20 protein-coding genes are annotated in these 19,203 nt (G+C 62.9%); 11 read left to right on the top strand and 9 right to left on the bottom strand.

From position 1 onward, the window contains the following. Nucleotides 1–142: 142 nt before the first annotated feature. The 3 genes from IB258_RS08695 to IB258_RS08685 all read right to left on the bottom strand — a co-directional run bounded on the left by IB258_RS08695 (nucleotide 143) and on the right by IB258_RS08685 (nucleotide 4,172). Complete coding sequence (locus IB258_RS08695; protein WP_192352452.1) at nucleotides 143–970, bottom strand: hypothetical protein; 828 nt, start codon at nucleotides 968–970, stop codon at nucleotides 143–145. Between the two features lies 1 nt (nucleotide 971). Then, nucleotides 972–2,978, bottom strand: a complete 2,007-nt coding sequence (locus tag IB258_RS08690) for a hypothetical protein (protein WP_192352451.1) — start codon at nucleotides 2,976–2,978, stop codon at nucleotides 972–974. A gap of 573 nt (nucleotides 2,979–3,551) precedes the next feature. Then, nucleotides 3,552–4,172, bottom strand: coding sequence for a TetR/AcrR family transcriptional regulator (locus IB258_RS08685; RefSeq protein WP_192352450.1), 621 nt, complete (start codon nucleotides 4,170–4,172; stop codon nucleotides 3,552–3,554). A gap of 77 nt (nucleotides 4,173–4,249) precedes the next feature. On the opposite strand from IB258_RS08685, the gene IB258_RS08680 reads away from it, so the two are divergent. From IB258_RS08680 to IB258_RS08670, 3 genes are all read left to right on the top strand, one after another. Continuing rightward, the gene (locus IB258_RS08680; protein WP_054456454.1) at nucleotides 4,250–4,708 is read left to right on the top strand and encodes a hypothetical protein; all 459 of its coding nucleotides are present in this window, start codon (nucleotides 4,250–4,252) and stop codon (nucleotides 4,706–4,708) included. Between the two features lie 120 nt (nucleotides 4,709–4,828). Beyond that, nucleotides 4,829–5,407, top strand: a complete 579-nt coding sequence (locus IB258_RS08675; protein WP_088157190.1) for a hypothetical protein — start codon at nucleotides 4,829–4,831, stop codon at nucleotides 5,405–5,407. A gap of 129 nt (nucleotides 5,408–5,536) precedes the next feature. Further along, the gene (locus tag IB258_RS08670; RefSeq protein WP_192328121.1) at nucleotides 5,537–6,508 is read left to right on the top strand and encodes a tripartite tricarboxylate transporter substrate binding protein; all 972 of its coding nucleotides are present in this window, start codon (nucleotides 5,537–5,539) and stop codon (nucleotides 6,506–6,508) included. Nucleotides 6,509–6,536: 28 nt separating this feature from the next. On the opposite strand, the gene IB258_RS08665 is transcribed toward IB258_RS08670, so the two are convergent. The 3 genes from IB258_RS08665 to IB258_RS08655 form a co-directional block, all read right to left on the bottom strand. After that, on the bottom strand, nucleotides 6,537–6,845 hold the full coding sequence (locus IB258_RS08665; protein ID WP_192352449.1) for a hypothetical protein: 309 nt from the start codon (nucleotides 6,843–6,845) through the stop codon (nucleotides 6,537–6,539). After that, nucleotides 6,835–7,341 carry a DUF523 domain-containing protein gene (locus IB258_RS08660; protein ID WP_192352448.1) on the bottom strand — a complete coding sequence of 169 codons (507 nt, stop codon included), beginning with the start codon at nucleotides 7,339–7,341 and terminating at the stop codon, nucleotides 6,835–6,837. Before IB258_RS08660 ends, IB258_RS08665 begins: the two co-directional genes overlap by 11 nt. 103 nt (nucleotides 7,342–7,444) lie before the next feature. Beyond that, complete coding sequence (locus tag IB258_RS08655) at nucleotides 7,445–7,711, bottom strand: hypothetical protein (RefSeq protein WP_119449419.1); 267 nt, start codon at nucleotides 7,709–7,711, stop codon at nucleotides 7,445–7,447. Between the two features lie 97 nt (nucleotides 7,712–7,808). On the opposite strand from IB258_RS08655, the gene IB258_RS08650 reads away from it, so the two are divergent. Then, a complete protein-coding gene (locus IB258_RS08650) occupies nucleotides 7,809–8,603 on the top strand; it encodes a helix-turn-helix domain-containing protein (protein WP_054456448.1) in 795 nt (264 codons plus the stop codon). Between the two features lie 26 nt (nucleotides 8,604–8,629). Here the strand turns inward: IB258_RS08650 and IB258_RS08645 are convergent, their stop codons facing one another. Further along, on the bottom strand, nucleotides 8,630–10,351 hold the full coding sequence (locus IB258_RS08645; RefSeq protein WP_192352447.1) for an NYN domain-containing protein: 1,722 nt from the start codon (nucleotides 10,349–10,351) through the stop codon (nucleotides 8,630–8,632). A gap of 102 nt (nucleotides 10,352–10,453) precedes the next feature. Between IB258_RS08645 and IB258_RS08640 the strand changes: the two genes are divergently transcribed. The 3 genes from IB258_RS08640 to IB258_RS08630 all read left to right on the top strand — a co-directional run bounded on the left by IB258_RS08640 (nucleotide 10,454) and on the right by IB258_RS08630 (nucleotide 13,123). Then, entirely contained in the window at nucleotides 10,454–11,026 is a 573-nt protein-coding gene (locus tag IB258_RS08640; protein WP_125471696.1) for a GNAT family N-acetyltransferase, read from the top strand. Between the two features lie 250 nt (nucleotides 11,027–11,276). Continuing rightward, nucleotides 11,277–12,167 carry a motility protein A gene (locus tag IB258_RS08635; protein ID WP_119449415.1) on the top strand — a complete coding sequence of 297 codons (891 nt, stop codon included), beginning with the start codon at nucleotides 11,277–11,279 and terminating at the stop codon, nucleotides 12,165–12,167. Then, complete coding sequence (locus tag IB258_RS08630; RefSeq protein WP_192352446.1) at nucleotides 12,164–13,123, top strand: OmpA family protein; 960 nt, start codon at nucleotides 12,164–12,166, stop codon at nucleotides 13,121–13,123. The genes IB258_RS08635 and IB258_RS08630 overlap by 4 nt, the downstream gene beginning before the upstream one ends. Before the next feature lie 48 nt (nucleotides 13,124–13,171). Here IB258_RS08630 and IB258_RS08625 read toward each other — a convergent pair whose 3' ends face one another. Then, complete coding sequence (locus IB258_RS08625; RefSeq protein ID WP_054456444.1) at nucleotides 13,172–13,624, bottom strand: Lrp/AsnC family transcriptional regulator; 453 nt, start codon at nucleotides 13,622–13,624, stop codon at nucleotides 13,172–13,174. Nucleotides 13,625–13,724: 100 nt separating this feature from the next. Here IB258_RS08625 and IB258_RS08620 point away from each other — a divergent pair, with 100 nt between their 5' ends. After that, entirely contained in the window at nucleotides 13,725–14,357 is a 633-nt protein-coding gene (locus tag IB258_RS08620) for a LysE family translocator (RefSeq protein WP_192352445.1), read from the top strand. Between the two features lie 17 nt (nucleotides 14,358–14,374). Here the strand turns inward: IB258_RS08620 and IB258_RS08615 are convergent, their stop codons facing one another. After that, nucleotides 14,375–16,111 (bottom strand): SulP family inorganic anion transporter, encoded by a 1,737-nt coding sequence (locus tag IB258_RS08615; protein WP_192352444.1) that lies wholly within the window; start codon nucleotides 16,109–16,111, stop codon nucleotides 14,375–14,377. 171 nt (nucleotides 16,112–16,282) lie between these two features. Here IB258_RS08615 and IB258_RS08610 point away from each other — a divergent pair, with 171 nt between their 5' ends. The 3 genes from IB258_RS08610 (at nucleotide 16,283) to IB258_RS08600 (ending at nucleotide 18,840) form a co-directional block, all read left to right on the top strand. Further along, nucleotides 16,283–17,374, top strand: a complete 1,092-nt coding sequence (locus tag IB258_RS08610) for a hypothetical protein (protein ID WP_370539823.1) — start codon at nucleotides 16,283–16,285, stop codon at nucleotides 17,372–17,374. Nucleotides 17,375–17,604: 230 nt separating this feature from the next. After that, the gene (locus IB258_RS08605) at nucleotides 17,605–18,351 is read left to right on the top strand and encodes a hypothetical protein (RefSeq protein WP_192352443.1); all 747 of its coding nucleotides are present in this window, start codon (nucleotides 17,605–17,607) and stop codon (nucleotides 18,349–18,351) included. A 135-nt stretch (nucleotides 18,352–18,486) separates the two neighbouring features. Next, a complete protein-coding gene (locus IB258_RS08600) occupies nucleotides 18,487–18,840 on the top strand; it encodes a YciI family protein (protein ID WP_119449411.1) in 354 nt (117 codons plus the stop codon). Nucleotides 18,841–19,203 lie beyond the last annotated feature (363 nt).

The following is a 19,203-nucleotide window of genomic DNA, read 5'->3' as shown; positions in this document are numbered from 1 at the left end:
CCCCTCAGGACAACAACTCTTCCGCGCGGCACTTCACCATCGCTGCGCCGTACGCCTCTTTCAGATCTTTGAATTGGCGCTCGTACTACTCCAAAACATCCATTCGCAGCGTACGGTCCTGTTGAACCGCTCGACATAGGCGCTATAGCGAAGGGGACTTAAACGTAGCGCCGCATGACACGCCACCGAAAATGCCCACGCCGACGGAGACGCCGATGGAAAGAGAAAGATCGTAGGGAAGCCCGTTGCCAAACTGTGTTTCCGATACTTGCAGGCTCACAAAAGGAAGCGCCACCATGACGGAGCGAACACAACCGGTATTGATCTCCGCAATATTTGAGCTGCGGGGGTACAACTGAACATTAAGAGTCACACTGGGAATCGGGCTGGGTGGTGCGATAAACCCACCCATGCCAAATATACCCAGGAATCCGCCTGCCCCCAGTTCAGTTTCTCTTTTCCCTGCAGATCCGTAGTATTGGAATGTCGCAGAAGGTCCGAGGAAAAAGGCATAGCCGAAGCCCCATCCAATCCCATTCGAAACTTGCACAGAGTATTTCGCGTTGGACCAAGGGAGCATCTCCGGGTTGGACGTTGAAGATATTGTGCTAGGAGCCGAGCTGATCGTGGACTGTCCGGCATGTGGAGATGCTCCCGGCATATCCCCTCTTTCTGGTGCTTCATGCGGGCCTTCCCATTCATCTAACGAGTCTTCATCGGTTGCGGGCGCTGAGCCAAGGCTCAAGGTGTTGGAGGTAACCCCGCTTTCGTAATAGTAGTCACCGACCGATTCATATCGTTCGTAATCGGCATCAGAAATGTCCTCGTCGGACGTATATTCGCCTGGATAGTCGCTGCCGGGATAATCATCTCCCGGATAAGGAGATTCGGACGCGTCATCGTCTGGGGACTCATTATCCCATCCTCCATCATCTCCCGCGTCATCGTCGAGAGGGTGAATTCGCAGCATGCTAGTAGGGAACAAGGCCGGTTACGACAACTTCTACGACTACGTCTTCGAGCTCGTAAGCATGCTTTCCAAGAACCGAAAAGGCGGCAATTTCCAGCGTCCACGTCGATGCAGCGTCGGGTTTGGTTAGATCAGACGTGGGGCAACAATTACGGAAGATGGTGCCGACAGAATCAGGCTGACGAGGGTTCGCTCGCGACAGAATCCTCCCCACCCCAGCGGCAAAGGGATCATTTTGAGAGATTGAGTGACGGTTTCCATGCAGATCGATGGAGACAGCGGAAATTGGCGGCCGAATCCTACCGTGCCAACTATCCGAGTAATCTGACACCTTCTCTATGGTTGAAATGCTAACTGCGCGAACTCTCGCGCCGCGAAGATCGCCAATCCGTTGAGAAGGAATTTTGAAGCCGACTAAAAGGCTAGGGCTCTTCCCTGTCTTCAATGCAACCTTTGCCGCTTCGAATTCTTTCAAAGCGCTATTCCTCATCGAAATGGCAACAATCAGAGCAGACTCTCGCTCTTGCATTCGTGAAAGAGCCGTGTCCAGATCTGCGTACCAAGCCTGTAGCGCAGCGAGGTAACTCCCGGCGGCATCGTCCCAACCGTCAATTTTGGGTGGCGGGAGGGACCATACCACGCCATAGAGGGATTGGAGCGTGGATGCGATCACCTCCGCACGTGCGACGGTTTCGGCAAGCAGATCGATGAACCTTTTCCTGATAGTCAGGCACTTTTCCGTCAAATTTAATGGGCCTCCCCACGAATCAATCGCTTGTCGTCTAAGCTCGCGAAGCTCTATTTGGACTTTTGCTCTATCTCGTCGGAAGCTTATGTCATCCGCGGCCCAGTTCGCTGCCCGCGCCTTAGCTTCGAAAGATGCCTTCGCTGCCTTAGCGCCGGCTTCCGCTAGAAGGCGGCCACCGGTCACGCTGACCGCGGCCGCCGAGATTTCACAGACGGCGGATTTCCGCGTAGCGTAGTACACAAGTGTAGGCGTGTCGGTAGGGGAGTCTCCAACATTTCCCTTAGGTAGAGGAGTAGGCACATCGGGAGTGTTCCAACCATGCGCCCACCTGACCATTTGTCCTTTAGAAAACTGGTCATGCAGGTCCTGATACGGAGAGTAGACAAGCGCCGTTGCGGAAACTGCGCGGAGTTGTGCGGCTCGCTGCGGGTCAGTAAATGCTTCGACGGCCTCGGGGTTCTGAAACAGTTTTGAATATTCTGCACTGGCCGCCTCGTACCCCGCCTTTTGCTCCCCAGCAGCCTCAAACTCAGATTTTGAAATTTCTGATGCTACGGTGTAGTAGCCAGCGGCGATCTCGTCATTGTGAATGCGCAGAGCGTCATCTAACGCCTTTAAGTCCAACACTTGGTTGGTAAGTCTAAAGCGTAGGTCGTCAAAATATCGCAGGTCAGATTCCAGGCCGCCCAGTGCGGCGCGAACGTCCTGAACGTACATTTCAGTCCACCGCGGATTTAACGTGGCAATGCGCTTCGAAATCTCAGCAGAACTAAGGGAAGCCTCCGAGGCCAAATCGGCGTCGAGGCGAGCAGCCCAGCCCGATGAAGTTACCGGAAGACCAAAGGCTGAAAACAGTTCCTTCGCCGTTGCCGACAGCTCATCGTCACTGGGCCGGCGCAAAGGTCGCTTTGAGGGTGGTTCCACTTCCGCGACAATTCTGACATGCCGAAAGGAACATCGACTTCCCGTGGGCAGCTTCTTATCCTCTTTGCTTAGCAAGTGTTCCACATCGGACAAAGTGGTGTCACAAGAACTCTGCGGATCAGCATGGAATGCAATCGAGGCGGGGTCGAGGTGGAAGGACCAGCCTGGATTATAGAAAGCGGGGGTCGCAAAGATTATCCCGTGCAATTGTATTGCGGCATTGGATGCTTCCCGCAATTGATCCCGTGCAAGCGTCAAGAGCTTTGCGCCACGAATCAGGACGATGAACGCATCTTTAGAACTGCCATCGGCGATTGAGAAATATGACTCTATCAATGTTATTTCCCAGGCGTGTAGTTTTCAGCGCAGATTAATCTCTACAAGGGAGGCTCACACGATCTGTTCGGAATCGAGGTCAGCTGAGCCACGGTCGTGTGTACAGAAAAAGGTAGGGCAAGCGGGCGACGTGATCCATACCCAAAATGGAGGATGACAAGCAGTACACAGCGGTCCGTTTGTTGTACTCCTGTGATCTGATGAAAGACCCCTGGTAGAAGAGCATTGGAAGAGAGGAATAAGGCCGGCCTTGATCCCCGTCTCGCGCAGCACATGATGCAGCTTGCGCGCCCCCAGTCTTGGTGGCCGCATGCGCAGTGCCGTCACCATCGATACCGCTTGGCACGCCTGCTGCTGGCGCTCGCGCTGTGCCTGCTCTTCTAGTACGCCTGGCGGCTGCGGCCCATGTACCGGCAGGCAATCCCTTGCCTGCTCGACCACCGACAGTCTAAAAGCCAGACGGTAGTCGCGCTGGATACGCTTGATCCCTGATTCCAATTGACTCTCCTTTTTTCTCTCAAAAAGGTGTCAACCATTTCCAGGACGGGTCACAGGCCAAAAAAAAGCCTCCGGCTAGGAGGCTTGTGGTTGTCGTTTCCGTATCCCGTCCAACAGCAGATCGGTGATGAATTCCGCCAGGGCCTGCTGCCTGGCCGCGTCCGGCGCCTGCCGCGTGAACCGTTCGATGATGCCCATCATCGATTGGGCGAACCAATTGGAGGGGACGTCCTCGCGGAACCAGCCGGCCTGGCGTTCGGCATCCGCGTTATCGGCAATCATCGCCGCCAGTTCATCCTTCAGCGCCTCGGCCTCGGCGGCCTGGAAGAAACCGATGCGGGTCAGGTTGGGATCTTCCTGCAGGATGGCGAGCAGGCCGCTCACGCTCCCGCGGATGCGCCCGGCCAGCTCAGCGCCTTGCAGGCCGTCAGGCGGGCGCGCCTGGCCGATGGCCTGCCGCATACGCTGGGCGAACATGCCCACGAGTTCGTCGTAGGCCGCCTGTTTGCTGGAGAAGTATTGATAGAAGACAGGTTGGGTCACGCCGGCGCGGGCGACGATGTCGCTGATCCGGGTATGCTGGAATCCGCGTTCCGCGAATTCCGCTGCCGCGACCTCCAGAAGTTGAGCCCGTGTGCGTTCACCCTTGGTGAGACGCTTGTCTTGCGGTAAAGAAGAAGGTCGTGCCGTAATCATCGCGAGAAAATACTACCCTTCCGCGCTTTTAGCCACTGGTTTTACCCACGGTTCCCACAACGGATACAACCATTGCAATGTCCTTCCCAAAGTGCTTGCCGACCATTGCCCCCCTGGCTCTCGCCAGCCTGCTATCGGGCTGCGTGCCCTACCCCGTGTACAAGACCATGCAGCCTGACGCCCGCGCCACTGTGCTGGACGAAAATTCCCAGCCCTTGGCCGATGCGCGGGTGGTGTTGATCAGCAGCACGTTTCCCTATGGGCGGGAACAATTCCGCAATGAAACCCGCAGCGCGTCCGACGGCAGCGCCGCGTTCGGGGCCCTGAAGGAATGGCGCGCCGAATCGATGATGATCCACGGGGCGCAGGTGTACTTCTGGAACTGGTGCGTGGAGAAAACGGGCTACGAAACCTACATGACGCTGGACCGCGACGCCGCGTATTTCAACGATAAGCCGCAGATCACGTTGCGCCCCGGCGAGTCGCGTTCCTGCAACAACTGGCCCGACCGCCGGGACCCGTCCGCCTCCCGCTGAAATCAGTTGAAATCTCCGTAGCGCTTGAGACACTTTATGGGAGCGGCCAGGCGGTAAAGTGGCAATATCGGTCCGGGTCCCGCGTCACGCTGGGCCCCGGGGCGGATCAGGAGCAAGATCATGAAGCGGTTTTCTGGCCGTATGGCCATCGTCGCGGCGCTGGCGTTGGCCGTGGCAAGCGCGCCTGCCATGGCTGGCGGGCGTGGCGGCGGTTATTGGGGCGGCGGCCACGGCGGCGGATACCACGGTGGCGGATACCACGGCGGGTACCACAATTACCATGGCGGCAGCAGCAGTTCCGACGGTTGGTGGATAGGCGGCGCCTTCGCGCTGGCCACCATAGGCCTGCTGTTGGCGGCTGATTCCGGGCCCTCCTACACCCAGGCGGGCGTCTATTCGTCGGGCGTGGGCTACACCAGCCCGCCGGTCTACGCGGCCCCCGTCTACAACGCGCCAGTGTACGAGGCGCAGCCCGTGTACAGCGCGCCCCAGCCTCAGTACGAGCCGGTGCAATACGAGTCCACCGCGCCCGTCAACAGCGCCCAGGCCAGCGCCACCATGGACTGCCAGCGTTGGGCCATGAACCAGAGCGGCTACGACCCGGCCACCATCACGCAATGGACCACCCAGGTCATGGTGGACTCCTACAACCGGGCTCTGGATTCCTGCATGACCAGCCGCGGCTACCGCGCGCACTGAAGCGCCATTCCGGGTATTCCCGCTTGCCCTGCCGCGCCGGCCTGCACACACTGCATGCCGGCGCGCCTCTTTGCAGGGCCGTTGCCGCGTCCCGACGGACAGGCCGTCGGGCATAGACAAGGGGAAAGCATGTTGAATTTCAAGCGGATCGCCGGGCTGTGCGCAATCAGCGCAACCTGCGCGTTCTCTGCCGCCGCGCAAGCGCAAGCCGACGCCAAGGCCATGACCATCGTCGTGCCCTATGGTGCGGGCGGCATCGTCGACAACACGGCGCGCGCGTTCGCGCAGAAACTGGCGGCGGAACTGGGCCGGCCCGTGGTGGTCGAGAACCGCGGCGGCGCGGGCGGCATGATTGGCATGAACACGGTGGCGCGGGCTCACGACGAGAACACCCTGGCCTTTACCGCCGTCAGCCCCGTCACGCTATCGCCGCATGTGATGAAGACGCTGTACGACCCCTTGAAGGATCTGGCGCCGGTGGCCTCCGTGATGTATTCGCCGGTGTATCTGGTGGGCGGCCCGAAGTTCACGGGCAAAACCTTCCAGGACATGCTGGCCCAGGCCAAGGCCGATCCCGGCGGCCTGTCGCTGGCGACGGCCGGCGTGGGGTCGCTGGGGCATTTGATGCTGGAGCAGATCAATGGCCAGGCGGACGTGCGCATCACCCACGTGCCGTACAAGGGCATGGCGCAGATGGTGCCCGATGCCCTCGGTGGACAATTTACGCTGATGCTGGTGAACGCCTCCGGTCCGGTCAATGCGCTGATCGACGAAGGCAAGCTCACGCTGCTGGCGGTGGGTTCCCCCGCCCGGCTGCCCGGACGGCCCGGCACGCCCACGCTGGCCGAACTGGGCTATCCCATGGCCAACATGACATCCACTTTCGGGTTTTTCGCTCCCGCCAGCACCAGTCCGGATTTCCGCCAGCGCATGAACGGCCTCATCAACCGCATCGCCGCCATGCCGGACATCAGCAAACCGCTGACGGACGCGCTGAACATCATGTCGCCCGGGACGGTGGAGCAGTTCACGGCCCAGGTGCAGAAGGAATACGCCGATAACGGCCGAATCGTGAAGCAGGCCAACATCCGCAGCGAATGACCGCGTGAGGCAGTAAGCGGCTGGCGGCTCAGCGGCGCCAGCCGCAGAGCAGGCCGACGGCCAGCATGACGCTGGCGGGCAGGATCCAGACAAATCCCGAATCCGTGTAGACCACCTGGTCGACCGGATCGTAGTAACGGCCCAGCTCGTTGAAGTCCCACTTCAGGTATTGCGCGTACCAGGCGTAGAAAAAGAAGCCGGACAGGGCCAGGCAGAGGCCGGCGGCCAGGCGCAGGAGGCCCTTGCTGCGGCCGGTGCGCACTGCGGCCTTCCAGGCCAGGACCGCGCAACCGGCCACTCCCAGCAGCACCAGCAGGTCGCCCACATCAACGCCCATCGGCCGCCTCCAGGCCGGCCAGACAGGCCTGGGCCTCATTCCACTGTTTCTCGCTGAAGACGCGCAGGCCGGCCCGGGCCAGCAGTTCGGCCGTCACGCCCACGCCGGGCTGCTTGCGGCCGGCGAAATGGCCGTCGTACACGTAGCCGCTGCCACAGGAAGGGCTACCCTCCTTCAGCACTGCGATGCCGATGCCGTGCTTGCGCGCGGCTTCCAGCGCTGCTTGCGCGCCATGCACGAAGGGCGCGGTGACATCCTCGCCCGACACCGCCATGACGCGAGCGCGGCCGGCCAGCACGGCGGCGGCGTCCGAGTCCGGCTCGATCTCGGCGGGCGGACGCGGAACCGGCATGCCGCCCGCCATTTCCGGACAGACCGCCACCACCCGGCCTTCGTCCCGCCAGCGCGTCAGCACGGCGTGGTCATGGGAGGCGCCGCGTCCGTCGTAGCGTACGGGGTTGCCCAGCAGACAGGAACTGACCAGAACGTATTGCATGCGTAATCCGAGGCGATGGACCGCAACACGGCGCGCGGCCCTTATTCAAAGCATGCATGATAGAGCACCGGGCTTGGCGCGCGGACGCCTGTGTGGCCAGGGCTCAGCTTGCGGCCGCGCCCATTTCGCGCATCCAGGCGCGCAGCGCGGGATCCCGTACCTGCAGCACGTCGAACAGCCCCAGCGCATTGAGCGCCGGCAAGGCATCCTGGATGTCCGTACGCGCATCGGCCACGGCCTGGGCCGGCGCCTGTGGGTCGAGGCAGACGCGGGCGTTGGCGAGAAACGCCCCCACCGTACCCTTGCGCACCGCCACGCCGTTGAACTCCCCTAGATCCCTGCCGTCGGGCAGGATATCGCTTGCTTTCATGTTGTGCTCCTGTAGCTGTTCGAGACAGGAGTTACGATAGACGCGCCCGCGTGGCAAGTCTGCGCGGTTCTGGCCATTCAATACGGTATTTCTGCCAATGGCACTGCCTGCTCTCACCCCTCCCTTGCTCGATCCTGGACGCGCCCGCGACCGCGGCGGTCCCAGGCTGATCGCCGTACGCAGCCAGGATGGCGCGCTACGCCATACCGCCATGCATCAGCATGCGCGGGGGCAGCTATTGGGCGCCTATCAAGGCTTGCTGACGGTCTATGCGGGAGACCATCAATGGGTGGTGGCATCCCGCCAGACGGTGTGGATACCCCCCGACGTACCGCACGGACTGTACTCGCATGGTCCGTATGCCGGCTATAGCGCGTACTTGAGCCCGGCGGCTTGCGCGGGGCTGCCTGCCGGTCCTTGCGTGCTGCACGCCTCCGATCTGCTGCTGGCCGCCGTGGGCCGCGCCGCGTCCTGGAGCGACGACGCAATCGACCCGGCGCGCAGCCGCCTGATCGAGGTGATCCGGGATGAAATCAGAACCCTGCCGCATGCCGGCCAGCCCCTGCTCCTGCCGCGAGACGCGCGTCTGCAGCGGCTGGCGCTGGCGCTGTCGAACCAGCCCTCGGACACCCGGACGCAAGAAGAATGGGCCGCCGCCATCGGCATGTCGCCGCGCACGCTGGCGCGCCGCTACCTGGCGGAAACCGGCCTGACCCTGGGCGCCTGGCGGCAGCGCGCCCGCCTGATGCGGGCGCAGGAAATGCTGGCCGAAGGCGCGGCCGTGACCACAGTGGCCTTGGAGCTGGGCTATGACAACGTCAGCGCCTTCATTGCCATGTTCAAGCGCGAGCTGGGCGCCACGCCGGGCCGCTACGGCGGCCCGGGCGGTTGAGCGCTGTCAGCCCTGAAGCCGGGGCTTCAGGATTCCCCGGCCGTCTTGCTGGCCCGGCGCGCGCGGGGAGCCGCCTTGCTGGCGGTCTTGGCGGCGCTCTTGCGGGCAGGCTTGGCGGGCGCTTCGGATGCCGCCGCAGCCGCTGGCTCGGCCGGCGCCACGGGTGCGGTCTTGGCGGCGGTCTTCTTGGCAGCGGGACGGCTGCGGGTCGCGGCCCGCTTCGCAGCGGGCTTGTCGGCTGCGGGCTCTGCAGCCGCAGGCGTGTCCGCCACGGGCTGGACGGCCTTGGCCTCGTCCCTTGCGGCAATCCTGGCCATGCCGCCCTCGAACGGGTCGGACATCTTGGCAGGCGTTTTGCTCGCGGGCTGGCTGCGGCTTTCCGCGGCAGGTTGGGCAAAGGTCCATTCAGCGATGTTCACCGCCGGCAACGGCTGGCGCGCTTGCGGCAGGGGCTTGGGCATGGGCGGCAGACGCGAGGGTTGGACCGGTTTCGATTCCTGCGCTCGAGCCAGGGCGTCGGCCCGCATGGCGTCCAGCTTGGCGGCATCCGCTTGTTCGTCGGCCTGCCTGGCGGCATCGACCTGCGCGGTCGCCGGCGCTATGGCGGCGGATTGCGCGGCTGCCTCAGTCGGGGCCGGCGCCTTGGTTGCGGGTTGGACGGAAGACGCCGCGGACGAAGCTTCGGACGGCGCGGCAGCGCTCTCGCCAGCGGTTTCCTGCTCGGCAGTCTGGTTGGCTCCCCTGCCCTCGCCGCCCGACTTGCGCCCGCCACGCGATTTGCGGCCGGAGCGGGAACGGGATTCTTCCTGAGCCGCGCCGGCGGACGCGTCGCCGGTCTCGGCCGCTGCCGGTTGACGGGCCGAGGCTGAACGGGATCCGCCATCGGCTGCGGCGCGATTCGCGGCTGCAGCCCCGTCCGCGCTGTCGCGGTATACGTAGGTGCCGGCGTTTTCCTCGCGCCCGACTTCCAGCAGGCCGCGCGACTGCGCCTCGTCCAGCAGGTTGCCGAAGGCGCGGAAGCCGTAGTAGGACTCGTTGAAATCCGGCCGGCGGCGCTTGAGCGCATCCTTCAGGGCGGACGCCCAGATCTTGCCGCTGTCGCCGCGTTCGGCCATGAGGGCTTCGAAGGTCTCGGCAACCATTTCCACGGCCTGGGTCTTGCGGGCCTCGAGTTCTTCCTTGCGGCGGCGTTCCTCGTCGGGCGTGCGGCGCTGCTGGCCCGCGGCGGCGCCGCCACGGTTGTCGCGGCGCGCGTCGGCTGCGCGCTGGCCTTCGCGGGCCAGGTCGTCATAGAAGATGAATTCATCGCAGTTGGCGATGAGCAGGTCCGAGGTGGACTGCTTCACGCCCACGCCGATCACTTTCTTGTTGTTCTCGCGCAGCTTGGAAACCAGGGGCGAAAAATCGGAATCGCCGCTGATGATCACGAAAGTATTGACGTGGGACTTGGTGTAGCAAAAGTCCAGCGCGTCCACGACCAGCCGGATGTCGGCGGAATTCTTGCCGGACTGGCGCACGTGCGGGATCTCGATCAGTTCGAAATTGGCCTCGTGCATGGGGGCCTTGAATTCCTTGTACCGCTCCCAGTCGCAATAGGCCTTCTTGACCACGATGCTGCCCTTGAGCAGCAGCCGTTCCAGCACCGGCCGGATGTCGAACTTCTGGTACTTGGTGTCGCGTACGCCCAGCGCCACGTTCTCGAAATCACAGAAAAGCGCCATGCTGACGTTTTCGTTGGGGGTATTCATGTTTTTGCTCCAATGCTGCCGCGGCGCCGGGCGAGACGCCGCCAGATGACGCTCATGATATACATATCTGCCGCCGGCACGCGGCGCCCGCCCCCAGCAGCCATGCCTGAAGCTCCTTTGTTCCCGCCTCTTGCCACCGACCGCCTGATCCTGCAGCCCTTGGAAATCGGCGACGCCGAAGCGATCCAGCGCCTGTTCCCGCAGTGGGAAGTGGTGCGCTACCTGGTCGACCAGGTGCCATGGCCCTACCCGCCCGACGGGGCGCGCAGCTATCTGGAACAAGTGGCGATCCCTGCGATGCGGCGCGGCAAGGAGTGGCACTGGTCCATCCGCACCCGTCAGGCGCCCGCCAGCCTGATAGGCATCGTCAGCCTGATGGACGACGATTCCTGGAACAACCGCGGTTTCTGGCTGGACCCCGCCCATCACGGCCGGGGCTACATGACCGAGGCCAGCGAAGCCGCCACCGCATACTGGTTCGAGGTCCTGGGCAAGCCTTTGCTGCGGGCGCCCAAGGCCGCCACCAACACCGCCTCGCGCCGGATTTCGGAGCGAGGCGGCATGCGCCTGGTCGCCACCGAGGAGCGCGGCTACGTCAGCGGACGGCTGCCCACGGAAATCTGGGAGATCACGCGCGAGGAATGGTTCGCCCGCCAGGATCGCCAGGGCCGATAGGGCCGACGCGGGATCGACGAGGAGCCGATGCGGGGCTCGCGGCTTGCCGGCATATGCACCGGCCGATCCTGCGTCTTATCCGACCCTTTTATTTCCGGACCGACCTGCGCCCCGCCGACCGCTTCAAGCCGCCGCTTACCGCCCTTTTCGCCCCGTTTTCCGGTCGATTGACTCAGACCTGCCCTGGCTAGAATTCCCCGAAATCCGGCATTCCGCGTACGGGGATGCCTATGTTTATCGGGCAAGATCCATGAATCCGTCTACCGTCATCGGCGCCGCCGTCGGCCTGCTTACCCTGGTTATCGTTGTGGCCCTGGCCGCCACCGACCCCGGCATGTACATCAACCTGCCGGGGCTGGCCATCGTGCTGGGCGGCACCGCGGCCGCCGTGTTCATCGCCTACCCGCTGTCGGAAGTGCTGCGCGTCTTCAAGCTGGTGCGCACCGTCTTTCGCAACGACCAGCACGACCAGCAGCGGGACATCGAGGAACTGGTGTCCATGGCCCAGCTGTGGATGAACACCGACGTCCGCAAGGTCGAGCAGGAACTCAAGAAGGTCAGCAACCCCTTCCTGCGCACCGGCGTGCAGCTGATCATCGACAACACGCCCGAAGACCAGATCATCGAACTGCTGCAATGGCGCGTGGCGCGCCTGCGCGCGCGTGAACAGGCCGAGGCCCAGATGTTCCGCGTCATGGCCACCTTTGCCCCGGCCTTCGGCATGCTGGGCACGCTGGTGGGCCTGATCAACCTGATGTCGGTGCTGGGCGACGGCAGCATGCAGATGATCGGCCAGCAGCTGGCAATCGGCCTGATGACCACCTTCTACGGCATCCTGCTGGCCAATCTGGTCTGCAAGCCCATCGCGCTCAAGCTGGAACGCCGTACCGCAAGGCGCGTCGAATCCATGAACATGGTGCTGCAGGGCATCGCCATGATGTGCGAGAAGCGCGGCCCCGCGGTGGTGCGCGAAACGCTGAATTCCTTCGTCATGCACGTTGAAGACGAAATCTACGACGGCGGCGCGGACGCCAAGCCCCAGGCCGCGCAAGCCAAGGCGGAAGGTCAGATCAAACCCGCGGCCAAACCTGGCGCGGCCCAGCCCGTCTCCATCGCCCGTCCTGCCGCCGCGCGCCAATGAGCCTGATTTCTCCCACCCTGGCGCAGCGGATCGAGCAGGCCCGCCAGGCCCAGCTACGCGCCGAGAAAGCGGCGGCCAATAGCGGCTGGCGTCCCAGCAAGGGCGACCGCAAGGACCGCTATGCCCGCTGGCACGTCGAGGAAACCGTCGAACAGGACTCCGAGAACTGGCTGCTCAGCTACCTGGACCTGATCACCCTGCTGCTGGCCATGCTGGTCGTGCTGCTGGCGCTCACGCGGCTGCACGGCGGCGCCTTCGGCCAATCGGAACAACCCGTGGAGCTGGTCGGCACACTGGCCGCCAGCGGCCTGCCCGACTACGACGGCGAATACTCCGAATTCGACGCGGTCCAGATTCCGGCAAGCTGGGCACAGGCCGAAGCCCCGGCCGTTGCCGTGGCCGCAGCCCAGCCTGCCCAGGAAGGCGAGGTCGTCGCCGACGCCGCCCCGCCGCTGCGCGCGCCCTCCAAGGAATCGCTGGGCCTGGCCGACCTGGGCAAATCGGTGGACGTGATCATCAACGAGCAGTCGGTGAGCTTTCGCATCAGCAATGAACTGCTGTTCCCGTCCGGCCAGGCCACCCTCAGCCCCACCGGCCTGGACGTGATCAAGCGCCTGGCCGCCATCCTCAACAAGAACGAGTACCAGGTCTCGGTCGAGGGCCACAGCGACCCCGTGCCCATCCAGACCCGGCAATTCGCGTCCAACTGGGAACTGTCCAGCAGCCGCGCCACCAGCGTGCTGCGCGAGCTGGTCCGCGACGGCGTATCGGCCCAGCGCCTGCGCGCTGTCGGCTACGCCGAGACCCGCCCCATCGAGTCCAATGACACCCCGGCAGGCCGCGCGGCCAACCGGCGCGTGGAACTGATCATGGACATCGCGCCCCCGCAGAAGACGGCGCAGGGCGCGACGCCTGGGGCCGCCGCGGCCGCCCCCGCCCCCGCCGCGAAATCCTGATCCGGGCCCAGGTCGCGCGCACCCGCGCGGCCTGTCTCTCCGCCCGCCTCAGAGCGGCACAGGCCGGTTCCTCAGCACGTTCTTCATCACTAGCGTCGACCGCAAACGCAGCACGCTCGGCAGCGCCGACAACACCCGGTCATAGAGCGCCTGGAACGCGGGCAGGTCCTGGGTGACGACGTGCAGCATGTAGTCCGGGTCGCCGAACAGCCGCTGGGCCTGCACCACCTCGGGAATATCGGCCAGGGCTGCCTCGAACGCCGACACCCGGTCGCTGCTGCCTTCGCGCATGGTGACGAAGACGATGGCCGAAAAATTCAACCCGACCGCGGCCAGATTGATGTTTGCGCCGTAGCCGCTGATGACGCCCGCCTCTTCCAGCGCCCGCAGCCGCCGGTGGCACGGGGACAGGCTCAGGCCAACCCGTTCCGCCAGGTCCGTGATGGAAATGCGGCCGTCTTCCTGTAGCTGCGCAAGAATTTTTCTATCCAAGTCATCCATGGGGAAGATTCTACCCAAAACTGCGCTTCTTCCGGTAGATGGCAGGAGCACTTCCCCTTGCTTCGCCGATAACATTCCCCGCCTGAGATTCATTTGGGGTATGCAGTTGGAAACCGGCAATCTGGTGGCGTTTTGGCTTGTTTCGCTTTCTTTGGTTGTCGTCCCGGGCGCGGATTGGGCGTATGCCATATCCGCCGGCTTACGGGACAAGGCCGTCCTTCCCGCCGTCGCGGGCATGTTGACCGGCTATCTGATGATCACCATGGTGGTCGCGGCGGGCATAGGGGCGCTGGTTGCGAGCGAACCCGCCATCCTCACCGTGCTGACGCTGGTCGGCGCGGCGTATCTGCTCTGGCTGGGGGCCAACGTGCTGGCGCATCCGTCGGAGCCCAAAGCGGGTGACGCGCGGGCCGCGGGCCATTGGCTGGGCTGGGCCGCAAGAGGTTTCGCCGTCAGCGGCGTGAACCCCAAGGCCATCCTGCTGTTCCTGGCCTTGCTGCCGCAATTCACCAGCCGCGACGGCGCCTGGCCGATTTCCACGCAGATCACGGCGTTGGGGATCCTGCAGATCCTCAATTGCGCCGTCATCTACACCCTGGTGGGCCTGGGGTCGAAGGCGGTGCTGCAATCGCGCCCGGTGGCCGCGCGCAGGGTCAGCCAGTTCTCGGGCCTGGCCATGATCGTCATTGCGCTGATCCTGTTCGGCGAACAGGTCGCCGTGTTGATGGCCTGACCCAGGCGAGGCGGGCCTCAATCTCCAGGATGCCCGCCGCCCCCGCTCTCCAGGTAACTGTCCACCGCGCTGCCCACCGTTGGATGGAAGCGGTCGTCGCCAAAAACCTCGGTCAGTTCGAAGCGCTTGAGCTTGTCGCGCACGGGGTCCTTCATTTCCGCGAAATGCAGCGCCGCGCCTTGCTGGGCCAGGCTGCGGCTGAGTTCGCGCAACATGTCCGCCGACGTGACGTCCACACTGGTGACCGGCTCGGCAGCCACCACCACCCGGCGCACCGGCGTGGGCGAGGCCTCCACGGCTTCCATCAGGCGTTGCTGGAAGAGTTCAGCATTGGCGAAGAACAGCGGCGCGTCCCAGCGGAACAGCACCAGGCCGTCGATCAGTGCAGCATTCGGATAGCGTTTCAGGTCGTGGTAGCCGCGCAGGTTGGGCACGCGGCCCAGCACGGCGAAGTGCGGACGCCAGCCGTCCCACAGGAATTCGATCACGGCGATCAGCACGGCCAGGCAGATGCCGGGAATGGCGCCGAACACGGCCACGCCGGCAAAGCACGCCATCGACAGCCAGAACTCCCATTGCTGGATACGGTAGATGCGGCGCAGGTCCTTGAATTCAAAGAGGCCGATGGCCGCCGCGATCACCACCGCGGCCAGCGCGCTGTTCGGCAGATAGCGCAGCAGGTTGGGCGCTGCGACCAGCAGCCCCGCGACGGCAAGCGCGCCCACCACGCCCGTGAGCTGCGTGCGCGAACCCGCCGCCTCGGCCACCGGCGTGCGCGAAGCGCTGCTGCTGATCGGAAAGCCCTGGAAGAAGCCGGCCGCCAGGTTGGCCACGCCCAGGCCCACCATTTCCTGGTTCGGATCGACCCGCGTGTTGGTACGCGCGGCGTAGGTGCGCGACAGCACGCTGGTGTCGGCGAAGGCGATCAGCGCCACCGCGCAGCCGCCCAGCGCGATCTTGACCAGGTCCGCGTTGCTGAGCCAGGGCAAGACGAACTTGGGCAGCCCCTGCGGGATTTCGCCCAGCACTTTCACGCCCTGCGAGTCCAGGTGGAACAGGCTGACGGCCAGCGTCGCCATGATCACCGCGATCAGGATGCCCGGCACGCGCTCGTAGCGTTTGAGCAGCAGGATCACCGCCAAAGTCGCCGCCCCTACCCCGAAGCTGTACCAGTTGGTCTGCCCCTGGTAAACGGCCTGGCCCAGCTGCACCAGTTCGCGCAGCGGGCCGGCGTCTTCGATGGAGATGGCAAACAGCTTGGGCAACTGGCTGACCAGCACCGTCAGCGCAATGCCGTTCATGTAGCCATAGCGGATCGGCTTGGACAGCAGCTCGGTGATGAAACCCAGCCGCAGCAATCCCATCACGATGCAGAACAGCCCGGCGACCAGCGCCATCAGGCTGGCCGCGGCCACCGCGCGCATCGGATCGCCTTCGGAAACGCTGAGCACCACCGCCAGGATGGGCGCTGCCAAAGCGGAGTCCGGTCCCAGCACCAGGATCCGGCTGGGGCCGAACAGCGCATAGGCCAATAGTGGAATGATGGTGGCATAAAGGCCATAAACGCCCGGGACGCCGGACGCGTCGGCATAGGCAATGCCGACCGGCACCAGCATGGTCGTCAGCACCAGGCCGGCGGCCACGTCCTTGGGCAGCCAGGCGGCCTGGTATGACCGGAGCACCGCCAGTCCGGGCAGCCAGCGCAGCCAGCTGCGGGCGTGGGCGTTGCCAGCCCCCTGCGTGTCGAAAGCCATAAGACCTCTTTCAAGAGAATCGTGCCGGATATCGTGCCAGACAGCAGAGCAAATTGCGCCGGTCTCGAGCAAAAGATGCTGGACGGCCAAAGGAAGACGCTAACGACCATGCTGGCGAAAAACTGCATACCCAATTCTAAGTATGGCCGGCCTCTCCGCGCGTCCTAAGCTATGCCCACATTTCAACCCATTTCGCACGAACCACTTGCGCACTGCGACGAAGCACGGAAACGAGTGGGCGACTTAGGGAAAAAATCCCATTTTGCCGCAAACAGTCGTGCACACATTCGGAGAAAATTCATGGGAAACCGCCGTGTTCTTCTTCTATGCCTAATGCTCGCGCCGGCGGCCAACGTGGTGTCGCAACCGATAGGCCCAATTCAGTCTCGTCAGGGTTGCATCGTCGATCTGGACATGCGTGGAGCGGCGCCTGCATATGTGGATTGGACTGGCGCTTGCCAAGCTGGCAAGGCGACAGGCTCGGGCGTCCTGACTCTGCAGTACGCTGAAAGTCGGAGTACGTATGAAGGGACAATGAGCAATGGAAAACGAGACGGAAACGGCCGCTATGCTTACCTCGACGGCCGCGTATACGAAGGAGGATTCCGCAACGACAGCCCAAGCGGAACAGGCGAAATAATTTATCCGAATGGAAATCGACTGCAGGGTCAGTTTGATAACGGGGTTATGCGCAGCGGCGCGTTGTATGGCCCGTCGGGGGAAAAAATCAAGAACCTGGCTGCCGGGGCGAATCCGCGCGACATCTATTTGTTGGCCGCAGCGCCTCACACAAGTATTCCTGCAACTCGATACGAGCGAGTGGCACAGGCTACCTCCGCGAGCGGACGTTGTCGCAGCAACATGCAATACCTCGCGGGCAGGATACCGGTGACCGGTAACGCCCAGGTGGATAGTATCCGGTCACAGGTACTGGCGACAGATGTTATGGAGGTAATGCGGTCGGCTTCAACTCAAGGGTACTCGCCCAACGCTGCCGTCCAAGCAACACTGGATCAGGCAAGAGAGTTTGACCGAACGACAGCCGAAGCACTATCTGCCGCGGCTGCAACAGATGCGTTCGGTACAACTGACGACCAATTTCTGGACAAGTTGAAATCCGGAAAAATTTCCATAAAACAATGTGACGGCATTCGCAACAATTCCCTTTGTGCGGCCGCAATTACCAAGATCGGCGCAATTGTGAACCGCGCAGTCGCAGCGGAAATGCAATGCCATATACGCGCCAACACATGGCCCCGCTGATACGCGCGGCAATCCAATGCGGCAGGTCGCGATTCAAAGCGCGGACGATACCATTCGTGCGTTACGGATGTTTATTGATACCGCTTTTCTGCACGCTGGCTGCCGCCCAAGGACAGCCATCTCAGCCTTTACCGCAGATGCCAACCCCACCGACCATTACAGCTTGCAGAAAGTTTTCGCATGATGTTTTCGTGCAGTTGAGTGGCATATACAGACAGCAAAGTCAGTGTATGAGCCAAACTCGGGCGAATATCGGAGCGGGGCTGGAATGCAACGCGTTGACAGGGATTGTCCGGCGCACGGTAACTGCCTGGCCTCAATGTTTCGAATCCTCGGCAGAGGATCATTGCGAACTTCTTCGCTTGCGGTCCTTGGCTCAGGTTTGTATCCAGCAGGCTCAAACGTCCGCGGGAAAATCCCGACAGGCAGCGCAGACAGTAGCCAAGCTTGCCGAAGCCGAGCAACAAGGCCGATCATTGATTTCTGCCTTCCAGAATACCCGTGACGCTTTCAATGATCCTAAGGAGTTCATACAGCAGCAACTACAGGACCATTTGAACTCAGAAATCCTGTCCATCATCCGGCAGCCGTCAGGGGATTTGAATCCCGCCGGGCTTGGACCTCTACAGGAAGTTTATGACTACCTGTTCGACAAAACGCTCGCGAATGACAGCCTGCTTTCTGGCAACCCTGTAATCCATGCGATACAGGGCGAAATCGCTCAGCGAATACGACTCGCTCATGCGGCCAACATCAATCAGTTGAGACACATCGTGAAGTCAATAGAACATATCGGTTCGGAACCGGGCCAATCCCGGCCAAATCCTCAACGGGCGCCGTTGATTCGCCCGACTTCGCCTGCGATTCCGGGTGACGCGGATTGCGCGTTGCTGGACAGTGAGGCCCGAATTGATTTCGTGCAGGACCACCCGGACGAGTTCGAAGCTTTGGTAAAACGCTGCGGCGCGCGGCGTTAGAATTGCTTACAGACTCATTTGCTAGCTCCAGCGGGAGCACGAGTCAAAACTCGCACGAACTCTTCCAAGTGGCCGAAATGGGTCGATCAGCGGTAATCTGGCGAACCTTATCGGCAGTCCGAACTGGAAGATCCCATGTCCTATCTGCTTTTCATCGTCGAACCGGTGGGCCAGCGCGCCCAGCGCACGCCCGAAGAGGGCCGCGAAGCCTACGCGCAGATGCTGCGCTATGCGGAAGATCTGAGTTCGCGCGGCCTGTTGGCGCGCGCGGAATCCCTGAAGTCCGAATCGGAAGCCGTGCGCCTGCGGATCCGCGACGGCGAACGTTCCCTGGTGGACGGCCCCTATGCCGAGGCCAAGGAAATGATAGGCGGCTTCTTCCTGCTGAACTGCGATACCCGGGAAGAGGCGCTGGCGCTGGCGGCCGAGTGTCCGGCCGCCCAGTGGGCCACGGTTGAGGTCCGCGAACTGGGTCCCTGCTTCATGTAGGCACGCGGCCCATGCTGGACCTGCGGCTGGCGCGCGCGCCAGCCGCAAGATTCAACAGTTTCCTTTCTTGGCCTGGCCCGGCGGACAGAAACCGCCACGGCCGCCGCCGTCATGAGGATCGACGATGACCGCGCCACTGGGGGTATAGACGGCACAGCCCGTCAGCAAGGAAGCCAGCAAGGCAAGACTGCACAGGATTTTCATATTGGTGTTCAAAGTTGTGGACGCTGCGAGTGTATGGAGGCGCGCTGCAACCAGGGCTGTGCCTTTGTAACGGTGTGCAGGATCAGGCCGGTCCGCCCGCTTTCCTGGTAGTTACCCTAGGTTCATCATTTTTCTGTCGATTCCGCGTCTTGCCGTTCG

Origin of the sequence: Achromobacter sp. ACM02 (assembly GCF_014851605.1) — a bacterium.
GTDB lineage: Bacteria > Pseudomonadota > Gammaproteobacteria > Burkholderiales > Burkholderiaceae_B > Achromobacter > Achromobacter aegrifaciens.
Note: the sequence above shows the minus strand (reverse complement) of the source record. Positions and strands in the feature narration are given on the sequence as shown.